We start from the raw sequence: 17,055 nt of genomic DNA on the forward strand, positions 1-17,055 counted from the left end.
ATATCAATATGCTCCCACCTTCAAACAAGGAGGTGAGCAGTGAGTAAATACGCGCCCTTAGCAGACTATCTGAAAGCCCAGGCGCAGGACTCTGTCCAACTTGCATTCGGTCAGATCGATGCGCTAGTCAATGGCCTGCCGCCCAGTGCAAGGAATCATGACGCTTGGTGGGCGAACTCGCGTACGGAGGATAGCCACACGTGGGCTCACTTATGGATCGCTGCTGGCTGGGAATGTGAGTCCGTTAACAGGGCAAATGAAACCGCAGTTTTTCAGCGAACCTCCAATCGCTCGGCAAAGCCTATGCTGCGCTACTGGTGGGTTAATCATAAGCAAACTCATCTAGATGAGTACGCTGGCGGATATATTTGGTCTCCAAAAGAAAAGCGTAATGGTGCGGCCAACCAGACGTATCTGAACCTCACTCTCGTGAGTCCCGGTGATGTAGTAATTTCGTATGCGGATGGGCTAATAAAGGCAGTAGGCGTTGCTTCGGATGCACACCGCGAAGAGCCTATCCCCGACAGTCATTGGCAAGCTGCTGAATACTGGCAAGCTCTTGGCTGGATGGTGCCTATAAAGTGGGCCAGGCTGGATCATCCAATTTCTCCAAAATTACACTTAGATGCTTTGGCGGACCTTCTGCCAGAGAAGCATTCCCCATTACAGAAAAATGGCGATGGAAATCAGGGATGTTACCTCGCAAGTATTTCTCCAGCGTTAGGTGGAGTGATTCTGGGTCTGGTAGCTGATCGCGATTTGAAAGCGCTGACAACAATTCGGATTACACCTCCTTCACAAGTGGATGTGCCAGGGCAGGAGCACCGCCGTTTACCAGCAGAGCAATTACGCAGTGTAACCCCTGAGTATATTTGGGAGGCGGTGCAAAGTTTGCTGCAGGGCGCGATCTCGGATGAGTTTGGGCCGTCGATTGATTATGACTTGTTGGTTGATGAAGGGAAACGACTCGCACCGAAGCAGGTGTTTGGACTTGCTGCAACAGCCGCTCTAGGGTTCACTCTCAAGCCTCGCCACTTCACCGCGGGCAAGGGAACTGTTTGCTTCGAGCTGCTGGAAGCAGCGGGTTACAAAATCGTCCCGAAAGGCGAGCAAGCCGAGGTGCTCGAAATACCCAACGACACTGAGGATAGGGAGTGGGCCGAGGGCCAAGTCAAGCTGGTGTATCACCTGAAACGTGAACGCTCACCGGGTCTATCTAGTGCCAAGAAGGCTTCATTTATCAAGAAACATGGCCGGCTTTTTTGCGAGGAGTGCGGAACAGATCCTGTCGAAGCGTATGGCGAATTTGGTGTTGCTTGTATTGAAGTTCATCATGAGGCGATCCAGGTCGCAGATATGGGCGAGCAACATAAGACAACCCTCGACCAATTGCGATGCCTGTGCGCCAACTGTCATCGTGTTCTCCATCGCAAATTGAAGGCTCAGATTGTTCACCCCAACGCTCTGTCCGACATTATGTCCGCAGCGCTCGGTTGATAGTCGGCTTCTGCTATCTCGCAAAAAAAAGAGCAAGCTGGTAGCGCCTCATTTCGGCGGGGCTTACCGGGCGGAAGGGCACGCAGAGAGAATCGGATATTGGTCTTGCGGTCGCGATGCAGGTACGAGCCTGGGCCAAGTTCATCCTGAACACGGCAAAGCTCTTCAAATTGCTCCGGGAAGTCTTCGCGGATCGCCCGAAAATAGCCTTCGCCACCTTTCACGCAACCGATGCAGTTAGCGTTGTCGTAACCCAGGCGATACATCAGTGGCAGCTCGATACCGGCGCGCTCTATCATCGCCTTGCAGTCGTCTTTACCAAGGCCGGCGTCTATCAGAGGTGCGATGACGGGGCGATCGGGGTTGCGCTCGCGGAAGTCTTCTAGGCGGTCGACTTCTTCGGCGGTATAGCCGAACACCATTATGTCGCCCGGTTGCTTCCAAGCATCGAGCAGACGACGCTTTAATATCTTGGTGCACGGCGCGCCGTTTCGGCCCTTCATGAATCGCTCACGCCGGAAAACCTGAATGATGTCGGCGCCGTACTTCTCGTCACGCAGTTCCACGACTTTTTGTCCGAACCATTCTTGGCAGTCCAGAAGGAAGCGTCGGTTGTCTTCATGCTCGTTTGCCAGAAACGCATTGATGATCTGCACGTCGTGTGTAGTGCTGTACCGTGCCAATGCCAGCTTGGTTGACACCGCCGATGCAGCGCCGCAGCTGAACTGGCAAACGATTCGGGGTTGTTGTGCGGACATAGGGGAACCTCGCCGGTATATTCAGCCGAATAAATTACTGAGGGTTTAAAATGGATCAGGGATTGATTAACGACATCATTTCAACCTCCGTTGGAGGTGCGGCAGGCGGCGCGGTTGCAGCACTTGTAGTGCTGGGAGTTCAGGCTCTAACTGCTGCACTTAAAACTCGACAAGACGCGAAGCGCATATATGGTTGGCTTCTAGCCAATAGCGACAAAGACCAGGAGCCATTTCGGTCGACACGGGCTATCGCAAGTCACAACAACCTCACAGAAGACCGGGTTCGGTTTGTTTGTAGCCATGACCCTAGAATCAAGCTGTCAACTGGTAATGATGAGGGAATGTGGAGTGTTCATATTCGAAAGCGATCGAGATCTCTAAAGGGGGTGTCCGACCAGATTGATTGAGTAATCCTTGCCGCTTGGCGTGATCCGTTAGTAGAGAGAGGTATGAGATGGCTGTGCAGTTTCTGCGAGAGGCAGCAACACCTGGGCTTGATCGATGGCTCCGGCAGGGCGAACGGTGTTGAACCCTGTTTCAACCGCTGCCAGAGCATCAACCCAGTGGCTTTCCCGCTGGGTGATGTAGGCCGCTCGATTGGTGCAGCCCTCCGGGTAGGCGATCACCTCAAGCACTGAGAATTCCCAGTCGGTGATTTCTGAGCCGCCCAGCGCAGAGTGGAACTTGCAGCTTGTGGGGTTGCTCAGGTGCTGCCACCAGCGCAGCGTGAAGGGCTGGGTGGTTTGGCCGACGTACACCCGGCCAGAGGACTTTTGCCGCACCTGGTAGATTACGGCGGGTGACCGGCCTTCGTTCACCAATCTGAACTCCTGCACGTCGCGGAACCGAGCGGCCTGCTTACAAGCCTCTGTGCAGTAGTCGTGACTGGTCGTTTCGGTGTTCGGATCGTTGTACTTGTCGATCAGCTTGAACACCACGCCGCACTCTTTGCAGGCGGTATCCTCGAACCGGCGCAGCAGGTAAGTATCGTGCTCGTGCAGTTCTTGGATGTGGATGAGGTAGGCGTGCTGTTCGATATCTTTGCGCAGCACGCGTGACGGGAACTTACGGCCGTATTCTTCTTCAACCTGGACCTTGGCTGACTTGCGGTCCTCCGCCTCGACCATCCCGCTGAACACAGGTGGCCACGCCCATTCAGCTTGGCGGTGCGGTCCGGCTGGACGGAGGCCTTTGATCTGGTAGTAAAACTTTGCCATGGTGTTCTCCATGCATGCGCCGCGCCCGTATCAAGCAGCGGCGCTTTCGTTGGCGTCAGGCGGAAGCACGCTTGAGCTGGTCTGTAAGCTGCGTTGGCAGCCCGCGCACCATCAGCGTTCCGGCTTCCTGGTCGAACTCAATTTTTGAGCCCAGCAAGTGCGCCTCAAAGCTGATGGAAAGCCCCTCAGCGCGCCCAGTGAAGCGTCGGAACTGGTTCAACGTGCGTTTATCTGCTGGAATCTCCGGCGACAGGCCATAGTCCTTGTTGCGGATGAAGTCATAGAAGGCTTTCGGGCGGTCTTCGTCGATCAGCTCAGACAGTTCGTCGAGGGTGATTGGTTCGCCGAGTTTGGCCTGGGCCATTGAGTAGCTGACCAGCACCTGGGTCTTCTCGCGGGCCGACTCTTCCGGCACGTCTTCGCTCTCAACAAAGTCGCTGAACGCCTTGAGCAGGGTTCGGGTTTCGCCCGGGCCATCTACGCCTTCTTGGCAGCCAATGAAGTCGCGGAAGTACTCCGAGGACTTTTTGCCGGTTTTGCCTTTGATGAAGGATACGTACTGCCGCGAGTTTGGGTTGTTGCGCCATTCCGACAGGTTGATCCGGGCAGCCAGGGTGATGCTGCCGAAGTCCACGTGCTTGGAGGTAGTGACGGTCAGGTCAGCGTTTACCGTGATGCTCTCGCTGTGCTGGAGCAGGCCGACAACCAGGTAATCGGTCATGCCTTGCTGGTAGTGCGCGATCAGTACGTGGCCACCAACGGAAAGGTTCGATTCTTCCATCAACTTTGTCAGGTGCTCGACAGCTGTTTGACTGAATTCGATGAAGTCGTCGCCGTCGTAAAAGCCCTTCAACCAGCCGCTGAAAGGGTAGGCGCCTGATTCGGGGTGGAAGAACCCCCAGCCCTTACCAGTCTTGGCGTTGTAAGCCTCGTTGAAGTCGTTCAGCAGGTTTTCAGTGGCCTGGGATTCGACCAGTTCCGCGCTGCTGATGTGCAGCACAGCAGGGGAGCCGTCTGGCTTCTTGTCGATCTGGTGGATGATGCTGTGGCGAATAGGCATGTGGTTACCTCGGGATGGCGCCGCCCTCCATGACCGGGCGGGGCGTTGTGGCTTTTTGGTTTTGGTTGAGGTATTACGGGTGACCGGCATGGAGCCGGATTAAAGAGGCATATCTGTGATACTCAACTCAAACTGGATCGGTAATGCGGGCGCCTCTGTTGAAGCTTTGAACGCTCTGCGTGCCGCAGCGCCTCGAGATCTCCCCTTCGAGTACTACCAATTGCTCAGATACAGCAATGGGGGTGAGGGACCGCTTCCAGACCCTCTTTACAATTTTTGCCTTGACCCAGCTGAAACAGCCTCCGACGCCTCACAGATAGCCCTGTTTGAAGAAATAACATCTGGCTTATTTGTTTTCGGCGGAGATGGCGGTGGGCAGCTGTTTGCGTTCGATCTGCGAGGGGCTGCCCCATGGCCGATTGTTACCTTCGACGGGGTGGATCCGAGAGGGAGCATGTTTACGGCGGCCGCCAGTTTTGCTGAGTTCGCAAAGTTAATCGGTTGGTCTAGCCCCTCGTGACCTGTGGTAGTAATTTGGTTTTAGCTGGCGTATTACGGGTGACCGGCATGGAGCCGGATCAAGGCGTGTTGCTTGCCCCGCAGTTCCGGCAGTCTTCGCGATAGCGTTGAGCGTCACTGATGAACCGGCCGCAGCCATCACAATTGAACATCATCATTTTTGGCTTCTTCGGCTTGGCCAGCTTGATGCCGGTGCCGCGCAGGGCTTCCTTGATGTTCACGTCATCGCGTTCGACCAACCGGCGGCTATGCGCGTCGATGTAGGGCCTGGGCCAGACCACTGCACCTGATTGACCGAGCTTTCCGATCCAGGTGACGGTGTGGGCCCTCGGCACCACGACAGCCTTCGACAGATCACTGGTGAATACTCCGTCCTCACAAAGCCAAATCAGGTTGTTGCCGTTCCAGCACTGCGGTTTCTGGATGTAAAACTCGGCTGCGTCGGGGTGCTGGTCCAGGGCTTCGCTCAAGGTGACATTCTGGCAATCGACGCCGACTCGTGCCCTGGCGTCGACATAGGCCTTGGGCCAGGGGATGTCAGTGTCGCGGTGATCGCAAGCGCCGTCCCGGGTGAACAACTGGGCCTTGGCCAGATCGGTGACATACCCAGACCCGCCAAAGCCCCAGAACGATAACCCGTCGCCGACGTAAGCGTGACTGCGGCTGTCTTGCAGGTAGAACTGATCGTCCATGGATTATCTCCAGTCAGGCGCCGCCCTCCGTGATATCGGATGGAGGCGGAATGATTGATAGCGTTACTGGGCGGGGAAATTTACAATTTCTGTTTAATCATGGAGAAGAAGAGATGTTCCCCAAGTACGTGCGCCCGGTTGGCTATGGTTTGGTGGTAGTAGGAACGATCTCACTACTATTTTCGGCTTTCGAGTTGTTTGCTGGAAGAGATTCTCTGTTTGCCGTGGCTAAATCAGCAGTATTTGTTCTGGTTGGTGTTTGGATTATCAAAAGCGCAGTAAAGGTCTAGCTACATCCCAACGTGCCAGCTTCTTACAGTTGTCGCCCCCCATTACCGGTTACAGCGAGTAGGGGGGGGTAAATGGGTTCTATGATCTCGTCGCCCGGGTCGTGCTGAATTGCGAGAAGGCTTTTATTGCGAAATTCCCGCGCCACCTTTTCAGAAGGCTCGAAAACGTGGCGCGGAGGATTTAGCATAGGCTGGCAGTGGGCATAGCCAAGCGCATGCAGGTGATGAATCATCAAGGTCATCGCCTCGCCTTGCTCAGTTATGCCTGACCACTCCATCAATTCGGCCAGTGCTTGGCGAGTGCCCGGTCGAACTCGCAACCTTAGCTCTTCCTCGCCCACCGCTGTGCGCTTCTTGGCAGACTTGGCCGAGCGCTCTTTCTGTGTTGCTGCCATGGCCTACCTCTTCAATTCCACTGGCCGGCAAGTCCAGCCAGGTCTGTCGTTTGCGTTGTTGGATGCGGGTTATGCGGCGCATGAATCGACCTTCTGCTGACTCCAGGTGCCGACCGCCTCAAAGATCCGCGCCGCGTGCGCCTCATCCAGCGATATCACTTCCGGTATGGCGATCCATCCAGAAGCCACCATCTGGCTTTTGTTGGCCGATTCACGCAGTTGCTTGTAGCAATGCTCGATTACTTCCTCCAGGTGGTCAGAGAGGTAGTTGCCGTTTGGTGCTACCTCAATCGACTTGCTGTAGCGAACGCCGCGGGCGTCAAGGCAAAGCACGCTGAGGTAGATCGTCCAGCGGTGCGGGATGCCGCAAACGGCTTGGCCGATTTTTCCGGGCGCGATGTTCTTGAGCGACTTGTAATTGATCATGCCCTGGCGACCGCTGGGGTCGATGTTCACCACCGCGACGTGATTCGTGGAGAGCAGGGCGCGGCACGATCGCTCGATTCGCGCCTTGAAGTTGTGAGGCTTACGTTTGCTCATAGCGAGTCCGCCATTCTGCGAAGCGTCCGGCGCTCAGCCAGTGACAGCCCTTTGGGCTTTCGCTTGAGCACCGTTTCAGGGTCGATTCTGTTTGAGCGGGGAGGCGGGAGAGGGTTGCGCGGCGGGCTTTTGAGTTGGGCGATCTGCCCGCCCGCCGCAATAAACTGGGCTACCTGGTCTGATAACGCCTCGGCTCGCTGCCGCTGCTGTTCAACCAGATTGAGGTGGTTGCTGATCATGACTCACCACTAGCGTGTTAGCGCTTTGCGCACAAATGGATCAAGGTCTGCCTGATTGAGCAGCCAGCGCTTGTAATCTGCAGGAAGATCAGCAAAAGCCATGCCTTTGTGCTTGCCGAATCCGATGTGGGTCGGGATTCGAGCGTCTTCGGAAAGCAACCAAAGCTCTTCCCATCCAGCAACTGGACGGCCCAGTCTTTCCGATAGAGCCTCAACAATCCTCATCAGCAGGCGATGGCAGTTTTTAACATCATCGAGTGCGGCATGTGCGTTGCGGAGCAGGGTGGATGCCTCACTTCGGTAGTGCAGGTAAATCATGGCTGATTGGCTATGCGAGTCCGCAGAAGGCCAGAGCTTGCGGCTCAGAGCCTGGGTGCAGATGCGCTTGATGTCGGGCCGCCCAATAACGTTCCAGTCGTAGTCGACGTTATGCCCGATCAGAAAAGCAGTATCTGTAGGAAGAGCGAAGGTGTCGTGAGACGGGCAATCAGCAAGCTCTTCGTCCAGAATGTGGCTTGTAGCCAAGGCTCCCAATTCAATTTGTTTGGACGGTTTGTAGCGAGCCAGGAACTGGTCGATGATGGACAGCCCAGCCATTGAATCAAGTTTCAGCCACGCAGCCTCAACCAACTGGGGGTCATTCAAGCCTGTAGTTTCGCTGTCGAAGATGTAGGCGGTCATGCAGATTGCTCCTGTGGGGAAAGCTCGTGCTTTCGCTTGTCTTTGGCTGTAACGACCTGATCAAGTAGGTCATCAAACCCGTACGCAACAACTTTAGCGGCGTTGAACGCGGAGTGCAGCGAAGGCATATCCTTGGCGTTGACAATATCGGCCAGCGCATCTATCAGAAGCTCTTTCGCGCGATCTTCAGGACTAACTCCAGAGTTCAGCCAGGCAAGTAGGCGTTCGCCTGTTTCTATGCTGATAAGCTCGGGCTGATCGAACAGTTTTGTTCGATCCTTGCTAGCCATGGCTGTATGCCCGTCATGGGTCAGGTCGAGTACCACGGTGAACTCGTAGTCGGTGCCGTCCCGCTGCTCGGACTTCATACCCAGCTTGAGGATCTTCTTACCCTCGCCTTGTACTGTTTCCGTCTTGCTGCGCATGGTGCAGATGATGTGAAGCGAGCTGGTCAGGATCTTGTCCGTGAGCTTCCTGTGTCGCGGAGTTGTCTCGTTCCAGGCCGCCCAAGTGTTCCCTCTGAACTTCTGATGAGCCAATTGTTCGTTGGCTTCAAGGCATCCGCCTGAACCGGTCCATTCGTGCGAGTAGCTATCAATTATTAGTACGTCGTATCCGGCCTGTTCTGCCGAAGTAATCGCGTCAACGTAGCGCTCCGGGGCGTATGGTGCATGCAACTCCAATACGTCGAAGTCGGCTATGTCAGCGTAAAGCGATGCACTGCCGTGCTCCGTGTCGATCACCGCGATGCGACCGCCCAGGCCCATTGCCAAGAGCAGTGCGGAGTAGGTTTTGCCCGATCCAGATGGCCCAGCAAGTGCCAGCCGTAGCTTGGCCTGCTTGCGTTCGGCTTTCTTGAACATTGTGAAATACCTCAGTTCGGTTGGTTGTCCCACTGTTGCTGAATGCGGCGGGCTTCGTCTTCGTATTCTTTGCGCGCCTCACCGGCGAAACGATCTGGTGAGAACTCGCCGACCGTTGCCCAGTCGATCTGGGCGGTCATTGCCGGGCTCATACAGCCCTCCTAACGCTCAACCCCATTAGTTGAGCTGCCTCGGCCATTGTTTGCGGCTGCGTTACTCCAAGATTGCTGGCTACCCGCTTAAGCACGACCAGATCCTCAAGTGTGATTGATCGCTCTATGTAACCAGCCAGCGTGGTCAGCTTCGACTTGCTGTCAGTTAGGGTCACGCCAAGCTGTACGAGGCCGAGAGGGCGAACGTCGCGACCCACAGCCCCGCTCACCGCGTCGAGCAATTGTTCAAGCTTCTTTTTTGCGAAACTGGCTTCAATTTGTGCGCGCTTACGGCTGTCAATCTCGGCCGCAAGCCTTGCTTCCAGCTCCAGCACCAACTCCGCAGAGCCAGCCATACTGGCAATTCGCTCGAGCTCTTCTTGCTCCTTGACAGCGATAAGTTCTCGACGCTCAATCTCTGCTGTAGGAGCGGCATAGGCAGCGAGCCGCATGTCTGCTGCCGAGATAAGACGAGTGTTTTCTTGAGACATAGAGCCTCCATAACCAGCTTGGAAGCTGGCTTTATTCATGAAGAAACCAAAGGAGGAAATTCGATCAGCGATAGCGCTGAGCAGCATTAAGGCGGTGAATATGGCGAGGGCAGGGAATGAGCCGAGCAACAAGAGATAGCGGCGCTGGCGCTGGCGGTTGGTCAAAGCTTCACCTCATAAGTGACCGTCCACTCGCCGCACAAACAAGCGCGCTGGCTCCAAGCGTGAACGTTCTCTATAAAGCCCTGCTCGGCGGCGCGCAAAGCGTCTTGCCAGTCGCGCCCCTTGAAGACCATCAGAACGCGGTCGCTTGCCGGGTTGGTGCTGGGTGACAGTTCTTCAAGCTGCTCATCAATGAGCGATTTAACCGGGGCTGTGCTCACGCTGCCTCCTTGCGCGTAACCTTGTTCAGTCGTGCGCAGTAGTGGTCGAATTCAAGAAGGGTGATTGACCGATCGACAAGAAAGTCGGCGATCATTCGTTGAACGGCCAGCGCTTGTTCGGGCGTGCTGGCGGCATGCTCCAGCCCCTCAAGCGCTTCGTCGATTTTGATGTGGGCGCTCATGATTCGCCGTCCTCGGCCTGGGCGATCGGTGCGTCGCTGACCAAGGGCCGGAGCAGGCGCTCAGCGATTTCGCCAAGCTTTCCCTGAGGATGGTCGCTGGGGCCAAGCAACTCGGCCGTGGCGGCTTTGTCGACCCGGCCACCGCTGTTTTCGATCAGAAGGCGCCCAAGGGAAGGCGCCACAACCTCGCCGGCGGCCAAGCGGCCTTTTGCATGCTCATCTACAGCCGCTTCCAGCTCAGCCACCGTGATGCCCTGAGCCTTACGCATACGGCGCTGAAACTTCACATCGCAGCCCAGCAGCAGTTGCTCGACGGCGTTGTGCAGCCATTCTTCACGCGCCACCTCTTGAGCTGTCTCGCTCACCGGAGGCGGCAGTTGTTCGTCATGCTCAAACTGAGCCTTGCGTAGTGCTGACATGATCGCCTCCAGGGTGGCGGGTTTTAATCTTCAGGTTCACATTCGTAGGATTGTGAATTCGGATGGCTGTGGTTTTCTTCACTACACACTCGACATTCCAGGTAGCTGTAGTGAACCGTTCCACTGACGGCGCCAGGATCGCCGCGCCATTGGCTTACACGACGCCAGCTATGATCGGCTTCGCATTTCTTGTCGCCCATGGCGACCTCCAGTGTTTGGGATTAGGCGTCAGCGGCGATATCGGTGAGGATTTGAGCGTTGCGCTTCTCGAAGCGAGCACTCCACGTTGGCTTGCCGTCGACTCGCCATATGGTTGCGCCGCGTTTGCGCAGCTTTCGGGCCCGCGCAGGAGAGACTCGATTTCCCCATTTTTCTGTCCGATAAATCGATTCCCAGTATTCGACTGTTTCCCGCTTGTCGTACTTGTAGTAGCGAGAGCTTGGCTTGTTACTGGCCAGCCAGGTGTCTACCAGCGCTTTCTCGACAGTGGCGCTACAAAACACGTAGCAACTTTCAAGTGATTCGCGAGTGCCAACTCCAACCTGCAAGGTCGGTACGCCGGGGTCGCCGCCGCAATCCCAGACTTGGCCTTTGCATTCCAGAGTTGAGCCGTCAGTGAGCTGAATCGTGAATGATCGGCCTGCAAAAGCATCCCGGGAGCCGGGCACGATCTTCATGAAGTCGAAGAAACCTTCATGACTGGAAACCAGCATGTTCCCGGCGCGCTCGTACACGCGGCGCGGCATTTCATCCAGCAGCAGGAATACTTGCCCCTGCTGGGTTTTGATCACGTCGAGGATCTTTGGCATTTCGAAGACTCCATTCGTTTGTTCACCTGCATTACGGCAACACTCATTCCTCCCGCTGGTTGCCGGTGGGCGCAGGGTTGAGTGTTGGCGTAATAGAAGTGGGGAGGTAGTAGGCGTCCGGCGCTTCCCGGAATGCGTCGAGTCTGGCCAGCAATGCCCTAGGACTCGCCTGCAGTACATCGTCTTTGCTTTGGTTGGGTCTACAAGCACCTGGCTGATGTGCGGTCACATCGTCGACCCTGCTTTCCGCTCCTGCCAGGGTGATGAGCGCAGCCTTCTGGCTTGCTACAAGGTGGGTATTGGTAGCTTGTGGCTCACTAGACTTGGGGATCTATTGCGATGGCCTTGGCTTGGGGGCGCCCGCAGGTATCTATAAGCAATTCAGCCCAGAGAGCTCCGGACCGAATTCTTATTTTATTTATAAATTTCAATAGTTTATAAGGAATGTAATTGTGCGTTACTTCTGTAACTGAGCGTTGAAAAATTGATTCTATTTGGCAGGAGTGAACATTTCGGACAGATGTGGCACATGGTTTTTGGTCATGGTTGCGGACCTAAATCTGCTGAACAATTCGTACCGATGAACAATGACTGATTTTGGTGCATCAATAGCTAGACTAACATTCTCCCCAGAAATGCCCTTAACTTTAATACTGATATCATCACCGATTTTGATTGATTCACCTATGTAGCGTGTCAGCGTCAACATGATTTTCCCCTAAGAGCTTATGCATTATATGAGAGTCATAATCTTTGGCAGAGGGGCCAATTTTTCATGAGAAACGCCATAAATCAATTAATAAAATTTACATTTTCCTACTAAGGACTTTTCTAGGAGCTTTTGAAGGAAGTGTTCGGTTATCGAACACTCATGCTAATTTTTTTTGCGAGTGAAACGTTTATTTTTTCGGCCCCAAGTTCTTATTTGCGTTTAACTTCAAATTTCCTGCTCACTGGCTAGGTGGGATGCCCCTCCAAAGCCCGCTCAGTGAACGGGCCCCAGTGATGCTTTCCAATCAAGCAGCGTTATCAGTCACACGCTCTGCCTGAATACGCTGGTAAATCTCTTCCCGGTGCACCGCAACAGTTTCCGGGGCAACAACGCCAAGCTTCACTTGCTGGCCGCTTACGCTCAGCACCTGCACGCTGATGTCGTCGTTGATGCGGATGATTTCGCCTACGCGGCGGGTGAGTATCAACATGGTCCTTCTCCTTGTTGGGTGGTTTCCCGTCAGGCCCTCCCAAGAAGGCCTGCTAGTGAAACGTCATTCAGGAACCCTGATTGGTTGTTGGTCGATGATCGTTATCGAACCTCGGTCTGTGACTGCTATCCGAGCAGTCAGGCCCGGGTTGAAATCTGCGAGGCGAGGGTGCGCTTTGAGATCGACGACTTTCCCCGATCGATCGCCAAGCCCGAGATAAATCACGTCGCCTATCTCTATCTCACTTCCGCGCTTTGTTGGCATTTGCACTTCTCCCGGCTGTTTTCCCAATGCACCCGGGTAACCAGGTGCATCAGTGAAAATTTCCGTCTCACCCGTCCGCGCCTTGCCAGTGAAAACCCTCATCTTGGATCTGGTAGGTGGCGACCTTGGTGCGCCTCTTGGCTTTGCTTGCGTGGCTGAACCTGTATTCCTGCTCAGCTGACGTTCGCTCGGCTTCGAGTCGGCGGGTTCTCCCGCGATATCCAGTTCCAGAGCTGGCATGGAGATCGAAATTTATGTTTCGCGCTGTTCGCTGTTTCCAGCGATGCCGCAAGGGCTTCTCGTTTCCGAGGATCGATCCGCGAAGATTCCAGACTGTTAAAGAGCGGTGGGCTCTCGCCCCGTCGCGGCGTGTTGCTGCTGCGATGGAGTAAATTTAGCTCTGCGCTAAAATTACGTCAATAGCGCAAAGCTAAATATTTTAGCTTTTGAGTAAATTTATTTTCTTCAGTACGGAGGCGGTTCCGTCGCGCAAGTAGTCTTCTAAGGGGCTTTACGCAGGACTTAGCACTGAGCTATCATTTTTGAATGCTGTATGGATAAACAGTTATTTATGGAGTGGGGCATGGGTGTTCAGCGGCTGAAAAATAGGGATGTGGGGGAGGTCATGACCGGGATGGAGAGGTTGAGCCTGCGGGTTTCAGAGATGATCAATCACCCGATCGCGCAGCTTCGACGCTCAGTGACGATTCACAAGCTGGACACGGACGGGGACCGGGAGTGGGAGGAAGTGATGGGCGTGCTTTCGGAAACCGATGAGCTGGATATGACCATCAACGACGACGGGACGATTACCTTGAAATGGGAAATGGTTGCTGATGGATATCGTCAGGTCGACGCTGACGAATTTGAGCCAGAGGAAGAGCCGGCACCTTTTTAAAAGACACAAAAAAGCCCGCGTTGAGCGGGCTGCATTTGAGTTCTGAGCTTTGGCCTGATCAGTCTTTGTAGGATAGTCCGCCGAAAATGGAGTGATTAACCCTGATCTGCTTTAGCGTCTCGACGGCCTCAGCCTTTTCTTCATAGGGTCCGATCACCACAGCCGAGCCGTCGGGGTTAGCGCATGGCAATCTTTCGTCGCTGACAACTCTCTTTAAGCAGAAAGCTCCACACCTGGCTAGCAAGGGCTGCTGATAGTCCAGCAAGTGTGGGCTTCCCGAGCCTTAGGCCATCTGCGTTTATGAGCAGGTATGAAACGCATGCATGCTTGAGGGCGTACTCACTCGGCTACAAGCGCAGATTACGAGTGATTGATCAGTTGCTGCCGCATGAGCGTGGGTCAACTCAGTTGCGTATGGTTTTTATGTCGTGATCAATCTCGTTGGAACGGGAGGGGGCAGATCGAGTGTTTAGAATACCAGCGCATAAAAACGCGTATCGACCAGCATCAATGGAAAACTAGCTGGTAGATTGTGACGCTCTATCTGCTTGAATCCATGCTTTTCATAGAAGCGATGAGCCGCTAAAAATTTTTCAGTAGTACCTAAATAAATCTGTCTTACTCCGCTTTCTTTCGAAATTTGAATGATCAGTTCAAGCATCTGTTTTGCTACGCCAAATTCCCTGCCTCGCCAAGACGCTGCAACGAACATTTTCCGTAAAGCGACAGCACCGTTGCCAATGTCCTTTAGACCGATCGTTCCTATCACCTCACCTTGTCTGCGGGCTAACCAAAAGCCACCCGAACCTGTCTGATAAAAAGACTGAATTTGCATTAAATCTGGCTGATCCTCTGCTGAAATTTCAATTCCGAACTCTTCGCGCTGGATAGGTATTATCAACGCCAGGACATCTTTCTCATCGCCTGGAGCGTATCGATTAATGCTGATGTCATTCATGATTATTACACCTTTGGATTCGTTCAAAATTCTTACAGTGTCTTTTTTGATGCACTCTGGCGATGGGCGCATTGAGCGGCAAGAGCTGCTTAGGCTTGCCCATTGGTTGAGGATCATGGTTTGTTATGTGTCATCTAAATTCCAGTACAGCTTTCCTGCATACAGCGACAGTTCATCGGTACGGTAGATTACTCTGATAACGCAGGGCAGACGATCAGAGCAACTAGCTCCGGAACCAGCGCTCGTGCATCTTGTTCGTACCCTTCACTCCACCGGTGCGACCAATTCCGTGGAGAGCCTTCTTCCTCCCACTCGGCCAATGCAAGCGCATTGATGATCTCCATCTCAAACCAAACGACCTGCCATTCTTCACAGTCTGTTACCAAGGTGGAGTGTTGCCACATGAATTCAGTCTGGGCCACGAAGCTTGACCAGCACTTCAGATCTTGAGGTGCCTCCCGCGCCAGTACAATGAGCTCCGAGGCTGTCAGCATAAATTTCCTCCACAAACCTCAATTTGAGTAATCGTCAGTTTGCCATAGTGTGGAGATCATCCCTATATAGCCCGGAGGGCCGAAGCAATACCTGAACCGACCTCGCATAACGGAGTCTGAAGCGTCACAGTCAAATTGGATGGAGCAATAATTTGTTTAGATTAGCCTCTTTGTCATTGTCGATATTGCTAGCTGCCTGCACGCAATACAGCTACATCAAGCCGCAGACATCAGAAGGTCTTGACTGCTTGAAGAAGCTGGATGCAAGGGTCAGCGCGTGCGAAACCGACGTGAAAAATCAGCAGGATAATTTTGACTCGCTTCATGAAACGCAAGCACGCACCACGCAGCAATGCGAACATTTTAATACGTCGAACACGCCCAATGCGTGCCCACCAGCGCCTAGCCCCACCAAGGTGGCCAATTATTGCCGCTCTGGTTATCGCGAGAAATTTGTTGCGTGCGGCGGAAAGGTTGAAAAGGTGGAATAGAGACGCCAGCTCGCCCTAGACACAGGAAACTCACAATGTGAGTGCCATTTGTGGGCCAGGTTAGCGCCAATGCTAAAGCCCTGCGAGGTTCAGCCAAGACATAAAAAAGACCCACAATTAGCGAGTCAAGCCGGGTCGGAGGGGGGATAGTCACCCGGCATTTAAAAGTGTAGGTGGCGCCTTTAGGAGTGCAAGCTGGCAATCAGCCCAAGCGCAGACACAAAAAAGCCCGCTTGCTGGGAAGAGCATGCGGGCTTCTACCAAGCGAGTGGAGGTTCAATCTTGGTGTTTTCAGCTTAGGCGAGATGAGACGGATTGCAATGTGGATACAAAAAAGGATCGACTCGTTAGCCAACCATCTCTCTCCGAGAAGCATAGACTTATTGTCAAACAGATAGCTCATTGTCCGGTCAGGCTGATACTCGTGCTGATTCACAGCACCTATATCGTCAGATTGAGCCCATTCTGCGTAGAGGTGCGACTTCTAACGGGTAGCTTTTTAAGGTTAACTCTCTCCTCTAAACCACGCCAAGGCCATCTTCCTATGTCAATCGCTGACAACCTTATTACTTTCACCTTCGCAGCAACGCTGTTAACCCTGACGCCCGGCCTCGACACTGCGTTGATATTGAGAACGGCCACGGTGGAAGGAAAGCAGCAAGCTTTTCGCGCCGCACTAGGTATCAATACAGGTTGTTTGTTGTGGGGCGCCGCTGTGGCGTTTGGACTAGGCGCATTAATTGCCGTATCTGAATTGGCGTTCAACGTATTGAAATATTGCGGTGCCGCCTACCTAGCTTGGCTCGGACTAAATATGCTTCTGCGTCCGCGTAAGTCATTATCGGCTGTCGAAGCAGCTGCAAACCAAGACCATAACTGGTTCCTGAAAGGAATGATGGGAAATATCCTGAATCCCAAGATTGGTATTTTCTACGTCTCTTTCTTGCCTCAATTCATCCCCCAAGGCCAACCGTTGGTTGCTTGGACATTCGGCTTGGTAAGCATTCACGTGGTAATTGGATTGCTATGGTCGATTATTCTAATCGCCGTAACCCAACCGCTGGCCGGCATATTGCGGCGTGAGAAGGTGGTTGCCTGGATGGATCGTGTAACAGGAGTGATCTTCGTTCTTTTTGCGGCGCGTCTCGCCTTCAGTAAACGTTAAGCCCTTCTGTTAGGTGTCGGAGTGTAAGCGTCAGTTGAAGTCACCTAGCAAGACTCGAGCGGATACCACTGATGCGGCAGCAACTGGTCAATCTCACTTGCCCGTTGCGTCGGCAGTCGTATCAGTACTCCCCTAAAATGAGCATACGTATCATGCCCTTTCATGCGCGCCGGCCGAATTAGTCTAAAAGGCCAAATTAAAGGGGCAGGTATCGATTGGTCTATCGCACCGAGAATGAACGGATTGTCATCCTGGTGCTGGCCATTGGAAAGCGTGAGCGTAGTTCGGTATATGAACAGGCAGGCAAGCGGTAGGGCAGATACAAGAAGCCCGCCGCTGGGCTGGATCACAATCCATCGACTGGATGCGGAGGGGGATAGGGAGCGGGAAGAGGTG

At 53.9% G+C, this 17,055-nt stretch carries 26 protein-coding genes and 1 pseudogene; 6 read left to right on the plus strand and 21 right to left on the minus strand.

Annotated features, from left to right (window positions below):
• The first annotated feature begins 39 nt into the window (after window positions 1-39).
• Window positions 40-1,497 (plus strand): hypothetical protein, encoded by a 1,458-nt coding sequence (locus tag ACJJU9_RS11370; RefSeq protein WP_407730766.1) that lies wholly within the window; start codon window positions 40-42, stop codon window positions 1,495-1,497.
• Here ACJJU9_RS11370 and ACJJU9_RS11375 read toward each other — a convergent pair.
• The 3 genes from ACJJU9_RS11375 to yejK all read right to left on the minus strand — a co-directional run bounded on the left by ACJJU9_RS11375 (window position 1,452) and on the right by yejK (window position 4,532).
• Window positions 1,452-2,255 (minus strand): hypothetical protein, encoded by an 804-nt coding sequence (locus tag ACJJU9_RS11375; RefSeq protein ID WP_407730767.1) that lies wholly within the window; start codon window positions 2,253-2,255, stop codon window positions 1,452-1,454. The two genes, ACJJU9_RS11370 and ACJJU9_RS11375, sit on opposite strands and share 46 nt — an antisense overlap.
• Before the next feature lie 434 nt (window positions 2,256-2,689).
• Entirely contained in the window at window positions 2,690-3,472 is a 783-nt protein-coding gene (locus ACJJU9_RS11380) for a GIY-YIG nuclease family protein (protein WP_407730768.1), read from the minus strand.
• Window positions 3,473-3,527: 55 nt separating this feature from the next.
• Complete coding sequence (gene yejK, locus ACJJU9_RS11385) at window positions 3,528-4,532, minus strand: nucleoid-associated protein YejK (RefSeq protein ID WP_407730769.1); 1,005 nt, start codon at window positions 4,530-4,532, stop codon at window positions 3,528-3,530.
• A gap of 115 nt (window positions 4,533-4,647) precedes the next feature.
• Between yejK and ACJJU9_RS11390 the strand changes: the two genes are divergently transcribed.
• Window positions 4,648-5,052 (plus strand): SMI1/KNR4 family protein, encoded by a 405-nt coding sequence (locus ACJJU9_RS11390; protein WP_153334242.1) that lies wholly within the window; start codon window positions 4,648-4,650, stop codon window positions 5,050-5,052.
• A gap of 58 nt (window positions 5,053-5,110) precedes the next feature.
• Here the strand turns inward: ACJJU9_RS11390 and ACJJU9_RS11395 are convergent, their stop codons facing one another.
• A complete protein-coding gene (locus tag ACJJU9_RS11395; RefSeq protein ID WP_153334240.1) occupies window positions 5,111-5,743 on the minus strand; it encodes a hypothetical protein in 633 nt (210 codons plus the stop codon).
• A 50-nt stretch (window positions 5,744-5,793) separates the two neighbouring features.
• Between ACJJU9_RS11395 and ACJJU9_RS11400 the strand changes: the two genes are divergently transcribed.
• Window positions 5,794-6,033: a hypothetical protein gene (locus tag ACJJU9_RS11400; RefSeq protein ID WP_278939845.1), complete on the plus strand. Its 240-nt coding sequence runs from the start codon at window positions 5,794-5,796 to the stop codon at window positions 6,031-6,033.
• Between the two features lie 23 nt (window positions 6,034-6,056).
• Here the strand turns inward: ACJJU9_RS11400 and ACJJU9_RS11405 are convergent, their stop codons facing one another.
• The 14 genes from ACJJU9_RS11405 to csrA form a co-directional block, all read right to left on the minus strand.
• Window positions 6,057-6,428: a hypothetical protein gene (locus ACJJU9_RS11405; protein WP_407730770.1), complete on the minus strand. Its 372-nt coding sequence runs from the start codon at window positions 6,426-6,428 to the stop codon at window positions 6,057-6,059.
• Between the two features lie 69 nt (window positions 6,429-6,497).
• Window positions 6,498-6,968, minus strand: coding sequence for a hypothetical protein (locus tag ACJJU9_RS11410; RefSeq protein ID WP_407730771.1), 471 nt, complete (start codon window positions 6,966-6,968; stop codon window positions 6,498-6,500).
• Window positions 6,965-7,207 (minus strand): hypothetical protein, encoded by a 243-nt coding sequence (locus ACJJU9_RS11415; RefSeq protein ID WP_331368996.1) that lies wholly within the window; start codon window positions 7,205-7,207, stop codon window positions 6,965-6,967. Before ACJJU9_RS11415 ends, ACJJU9_RS11410 begins: the two co-directional genes overlap by 4 nt.
• 9 nt (window positions 7,208-7,216) lie before the next feature.
• A complete protein-coding gene (locus tag ACJJU9_RS11420; RefSeq protein ID WP_407730772.1) occupies window positions 7,217-7,888 on the minus strand; it encodes a 3'-5' exonuclease in 672 nt (223 codons plus the stop codon).
• Window positions 7,885-8,751: an ATP-binding protein gene (locus ACJJU9_RS11425; protein WP_407730773.1), complete on the minus strand. Its 867-nt coding sequence runs from the start codon at window positions 8,749-8,751 to the stop codon at window positions 7,885-7,887. The genes ACJJU9_RS11420 and ACJJU9_RS11425 overlap by 4 nt, the downstream gene beginning before the upstream one ends.
• Window positions 8,752-8,762: 11 nt before the next feature.
• Window positions 8,763-8,903 (minus strand): hypothetical protein, encoded by a 141-nt coding sequence (locus ACJJU9_RS11430; RefSeq protein WP_407730774.1) that lies wholly within the window; start codon window positions 8,901-8,903, stop codon window positions 8,763-8,765.
• A complete protein-coding gene (locus tag ACJJU9_RS11435) occupies window positions 8,900-9,559 on the minus strand; it encodes a hypothetical protein (RefSeq protein WP_407730775.1) in 660 nt (219 codons plus the stop codon). The genes ACJJU9_RS11430 and ACJJU9_RS11435 overlap by 4 nt, the downstream gene beginning before the upstream one ends.
• Window positions 9,556-9,777: a hypothetical protein gene (locus ACJJU9_RS11440; RefSeq protein WP_407730776.1), complete on the minus strand. Its 222-nt coding sequence runs from the start codon at window positions 9,775-9,777 to the stop codon at window positions 9,556-9,558. Before ACJJU9_RS11440 ends, ACJJU9_RS11435 begins: the two co-directional genes overlap by 4 nt.
• Window positions 9,774-9,959 (minus strand): hypothetical protein, encoded by a 186-nt coding sequence (locus tag ACJJU9_RS11445; RefSeq protein ID WP_407730777.1) that lies wholly within the window; start codon window positions 9,957-9,959, stop codon window positions 9,774-9,776. The genes ACJJU9_RS11440 and ACJJU9_RS11445 overlap by 4 nt, the downstream gene beginning before the upstream one ends.
• Window positions 9,956-10,378, minus strand: coding sequence for a hypothetical protein (locus ACJJU9_RS11450; RefSeq protein WP_407730778.1), 423 nt, complete (start codon window positions 10,376-10,378; stop codon window positions 9,956-9,958). The genes ACJJU9_RS11445 and ACJJU9_RS11450 overlap by 4 nt, the downstream gene beginning before the upstream one ends.
• 23 nt (window positions 10,379-10,401) lie before the next feature.
• Window positions 10,402-10,578, minus strand: a complete 177-nt coding sequence (locus ACJJU9_RS11455; protein WP_407730779.1) for a hypothetical protein — start codon at window positions 10,576-10,578, stop codon at window positions 10,402-10,404.
• Window positions 10,579-10,599: 21 nt separating this feature from the next.
• Window positions 10,600-11,187: a hypothetical protein gene (locus ACJJU9_RS11460; protein WP_407730780.1), complete on the minus strand. Its 588-nt coding sequence runs from the start codon at window positions 11,185-11,187 to the stop codon at window positions 10,600-10,602.
• Between the two features lie 490 nt (window positions 11,188-11,677).
• Window positions 11,678-11,896: a carbon storage regulator gene (locus ACJJU9_RS11465; RefSeq protein ID WP_278939923.1), complete on the minus strand. Its 219-nt coding sequence runs from the start codon at window positions 11,894-11,896 to the stop codon at window positions 11,678-11,680.
• Window positions 11,897-12,203: 307 nt separating this feature from the next.
• Window positions 12,204-12,389, minus strand: a complete 186-nt coding sequence (gene csrA, locus ACJJU9_RS11470; protein ID WP_153372870.1) for a carbon storage regulator CsrA — start codon at window positions 12,387-12,389, stop codon at window positions 12,204-12,206.
• 847 nt (window positions 12,390-13,236) lie between these two features.
• On the opposite strand from csrA, the gene ACJJU9_RS11475 reads away from it, so the two are divergent.
• Window positions 13,237-13,551, plus strand: a complete 315-nt coding sequence (locus ACJJU9_RS11475; protein WP_407730980.1) for a DUF1654 domain-containing protein — start codon at window positions 13,237-13,239, stop codon at window positions 13,549-13,551.
• Between the two features lie 469 nt (window positions 13,552-14,020).
• Here the strand turns inward: ACJJU9_RS11475 and ACJJU9_RS11480 are convergent, their stop codons facing one another.
• Both ACJJU9_RS11480 and ACJJU9_RS11485 read right to left on the minus strand, forming a co-directional pair.
• Window positions 14,021-14,515: a GNAT family N-acetyltransferase gene (locus tag ACJJU9_RS11480; RefSeq protein WP_407730981.1), complete on the minus strand. Its 495-nt coding sequence runs from the start codon at window positions 14,513-14,515 to the stop codon at window positions 14,021-14,023.
• 182 nt (window positions 14,516-14,697) lie between these two features.
• Window positions 14,698-15,003, minus strand: a complete 306-nt coding sequence (locus ACJJU9_RS11485) for a hypothetical protein (protein WP_407730781.1) — start codon at window positions 15,001-15,003, stop codon at window positions 14,698-14,700.
• A gap of 152 nt (window positions 15,004-15,155) precedes the next feature.
• Between ACJJU9_RS11485 and ACJJU9_RS11490 the strand changes: the two genes are divergently transcribed.
• Together ACJJU9_RS11490 and ACJJU9_RS11495 are read left to right on the plus strand one after the other, a co-directional pair.
• Entirely contained in the window at window positions 15,156-15,494 is a 339-nt protein-coding gene (locus ACJJU9_RS11490) for a hypothetical protein (protein ID WP_278939932.1), read from the plus strand.
• A gap of 544 nt (window positions 15,495-16,038) precedes the next feature.
• Window positions 16,039-16,659, plus strand: a complete 621-nt coding sequence (locus ACJJU9_RS11495) for a LysE family translocator (protein WP_153375377.1) — start codon at window positions 16,039-16,041, stop codon at window positions 16,657-16,659.
• Between the two features lie 44 nt (window positions 16,660-16,703).
• On the opposite strand, the pseudogene ACJJU9_RS11500 reads toward ACJJU9_RS11495, so the two are convergent.
• Window positions 16,704-16,841: pseudogene (locus ACJJU9_RS11500) on the minus strand (transposase domain-containing protein); the annotation flags it as partial.
• Window positions 16,842-17,055 lie beyond the last annotated feature (214 nt).

This window comes from Pseudomonas helleri (assembly GCF_045830615.1).
GTDB classification, from domain to species: Bacteria; Pseudomonadota; Gammaproteobacteria; order Pseudomonadales; family Pseudomonadaceae; genus Aquipseudomonas; species Aquipseudomonas helleri.

What these genes read in the sequence shown, in the direction of transcription:
- ACJJU9_RS11445 (WP_407730777.1), bottom strand. Translation starts at nt 9,959, where the DNA reads ATGAGCGCCCACATCAAAATCGACGAAGCGCTTGAGGGGCTGGAGCAT.
- ACJJU9_RS11375 (WP_407730767.1), bottom strand. Translation starts at nt 2,255, where the DNA reads ATGTCCGCACAACAACCCCGAATCGTTTGCCAGTTCAGCTGCGGCGCT.
- ACJJU9_RS11405 (WP_407730770.1), bottom strand. Translation starts at nt 6,428, where the DNA reads ATGGCAGCAACACAGAAAGAGCGCTCGGCCAAGTCTGCCAAGAAGCGC.
- ACJJU9_RS11395 (WP_153334240.1), bottom strand. Translation starts at nt 5,743, where the DNA reads ATGGACGATCAGTTCTACCTGCAAGACAGCCGCAGTCACGCTTACGTC.
- ACJJU9_RS11495 (WP_153375377.1), top strand. Translation starts at nt 16,039, where the DNA reads ATGTCAATCGCTGACAACCTTATTACTTTCACCTTCGCAGCAACGCTG.
- ACJJU9_RS11475 (WP_407730980.1), top strand. Translation starts at nt 13,237, where the DNA reads ATGGGTGTTCAGCGGCTGAAAAATAGGGATGTGGGGGAGGTCATGACC.
- ACJJU9_RS11485 (WP_407730781.1), bottom strand. Translation starts at nt 15,003, where the DNA reads ATGCTGACAGCCTCGGAGCTCATTGTACTGGCGCGGGAGGCACCTCAA.
- ACJJU9_RS11400 (WP_278939845.1), top strand. Translation starts at nt 5,794, where the DNA reads ATGATTGATAGCGTTACTGGGCGGGGAAATTTACAATTTCTGTTTAAT.
- ACJJU9_RS11460 (WP_407730780.1), bottom strand. Translation starts at nt 11,187, where the DNA reads ATGCCAAAGATCCTCGACGTGATCAAAACCCAGCAGGGGCAAGTATTC.
- ACJJU9_RS11450 (WP_407730778.1), bottom strand. Translation starts at nt 10,378, where the DNA reads ATGTCAGCACTACGCAAGGCTCAGTTTGAGCATGACGAACAACTGCCG.
- yejK (WP_407730769.1), bottom strand. Translation starts at nt 4,532, where the DNA reads ATGCCTATTCGCCACAGCATCATCCACCAGATCGACAAGAAGCCAGAC.
- ACJJU9_RS11465 (WP_278939923.1), bottom strand. Translation starts at nt 11,896, where the DNA reads ATGTTGACGCTGACACGCTACATAGGTGAATCAATCAAAATCGGTGAT.
- ACJJU9_RS11420 (WP_407730772.1), bottom strand. Translation starts at nt 7,888, where the DNA reads ATGACCGCCTACATCTTCGACAGCGAAACTACAGGCTTGAATGACCCC.
- csrA (WP_153372870.1), bottom strand. Translation starts at nt 12,389, where the DNA reads ATGTTGATACTCACCCGCCGCGTAGGCGAAATCATCCGCATCAACGAC.
- ACJJU9_RS11380 (WP_407730768.1), bottom strand. Translation starts at nt 3,472, where the DNA reads ATGGCAAAGTTTTACTACCAGATCAAAGGCCTCCGTCCAGCCGGACCG.
- ACJJU9_RS11425 (WP_407730773.1), bottom strand. Translation starts at nt 8,751, where the DNA reads ATGTTCAAGAAAGCCGAACGCAAGCAGGCCAAGCTACGGCTGGCACTT.
- ACJJU9_RS11415 (WP_331368996.1), bottom strand. Translation starts at nt 7,207, where the DNA reads ATGATCAGCAACCACCTCAATCTGGTTGAACAGCAGCGGCAGCGAGCC.
- ACJJU9_RS11410 (WP_407730771.1), bottom strand. Translation starts at nt 6,968, where the DNA reads ATGAGCAAACGTAAGCCTCACAACTTCAAGGCGCGAATCGAGCGATCG.
- ACJJU9_RS11455 (WP_407730779.1), bottom strand. Translation starts at nt 10,578, where the DNA reads ATGGGCGACAAGAAATGCGAAGCCGATCATAGCTGGCGTCGTGTAAGC.
- ACJJU9_RS11430 (WP_407730774.1), bottom strand. Translation starts at nt 8,903, where the DNA reads ATGAGCCCGGCAATGACCGCCCAGATCGACTGGGCAACGGTCGGCGAG.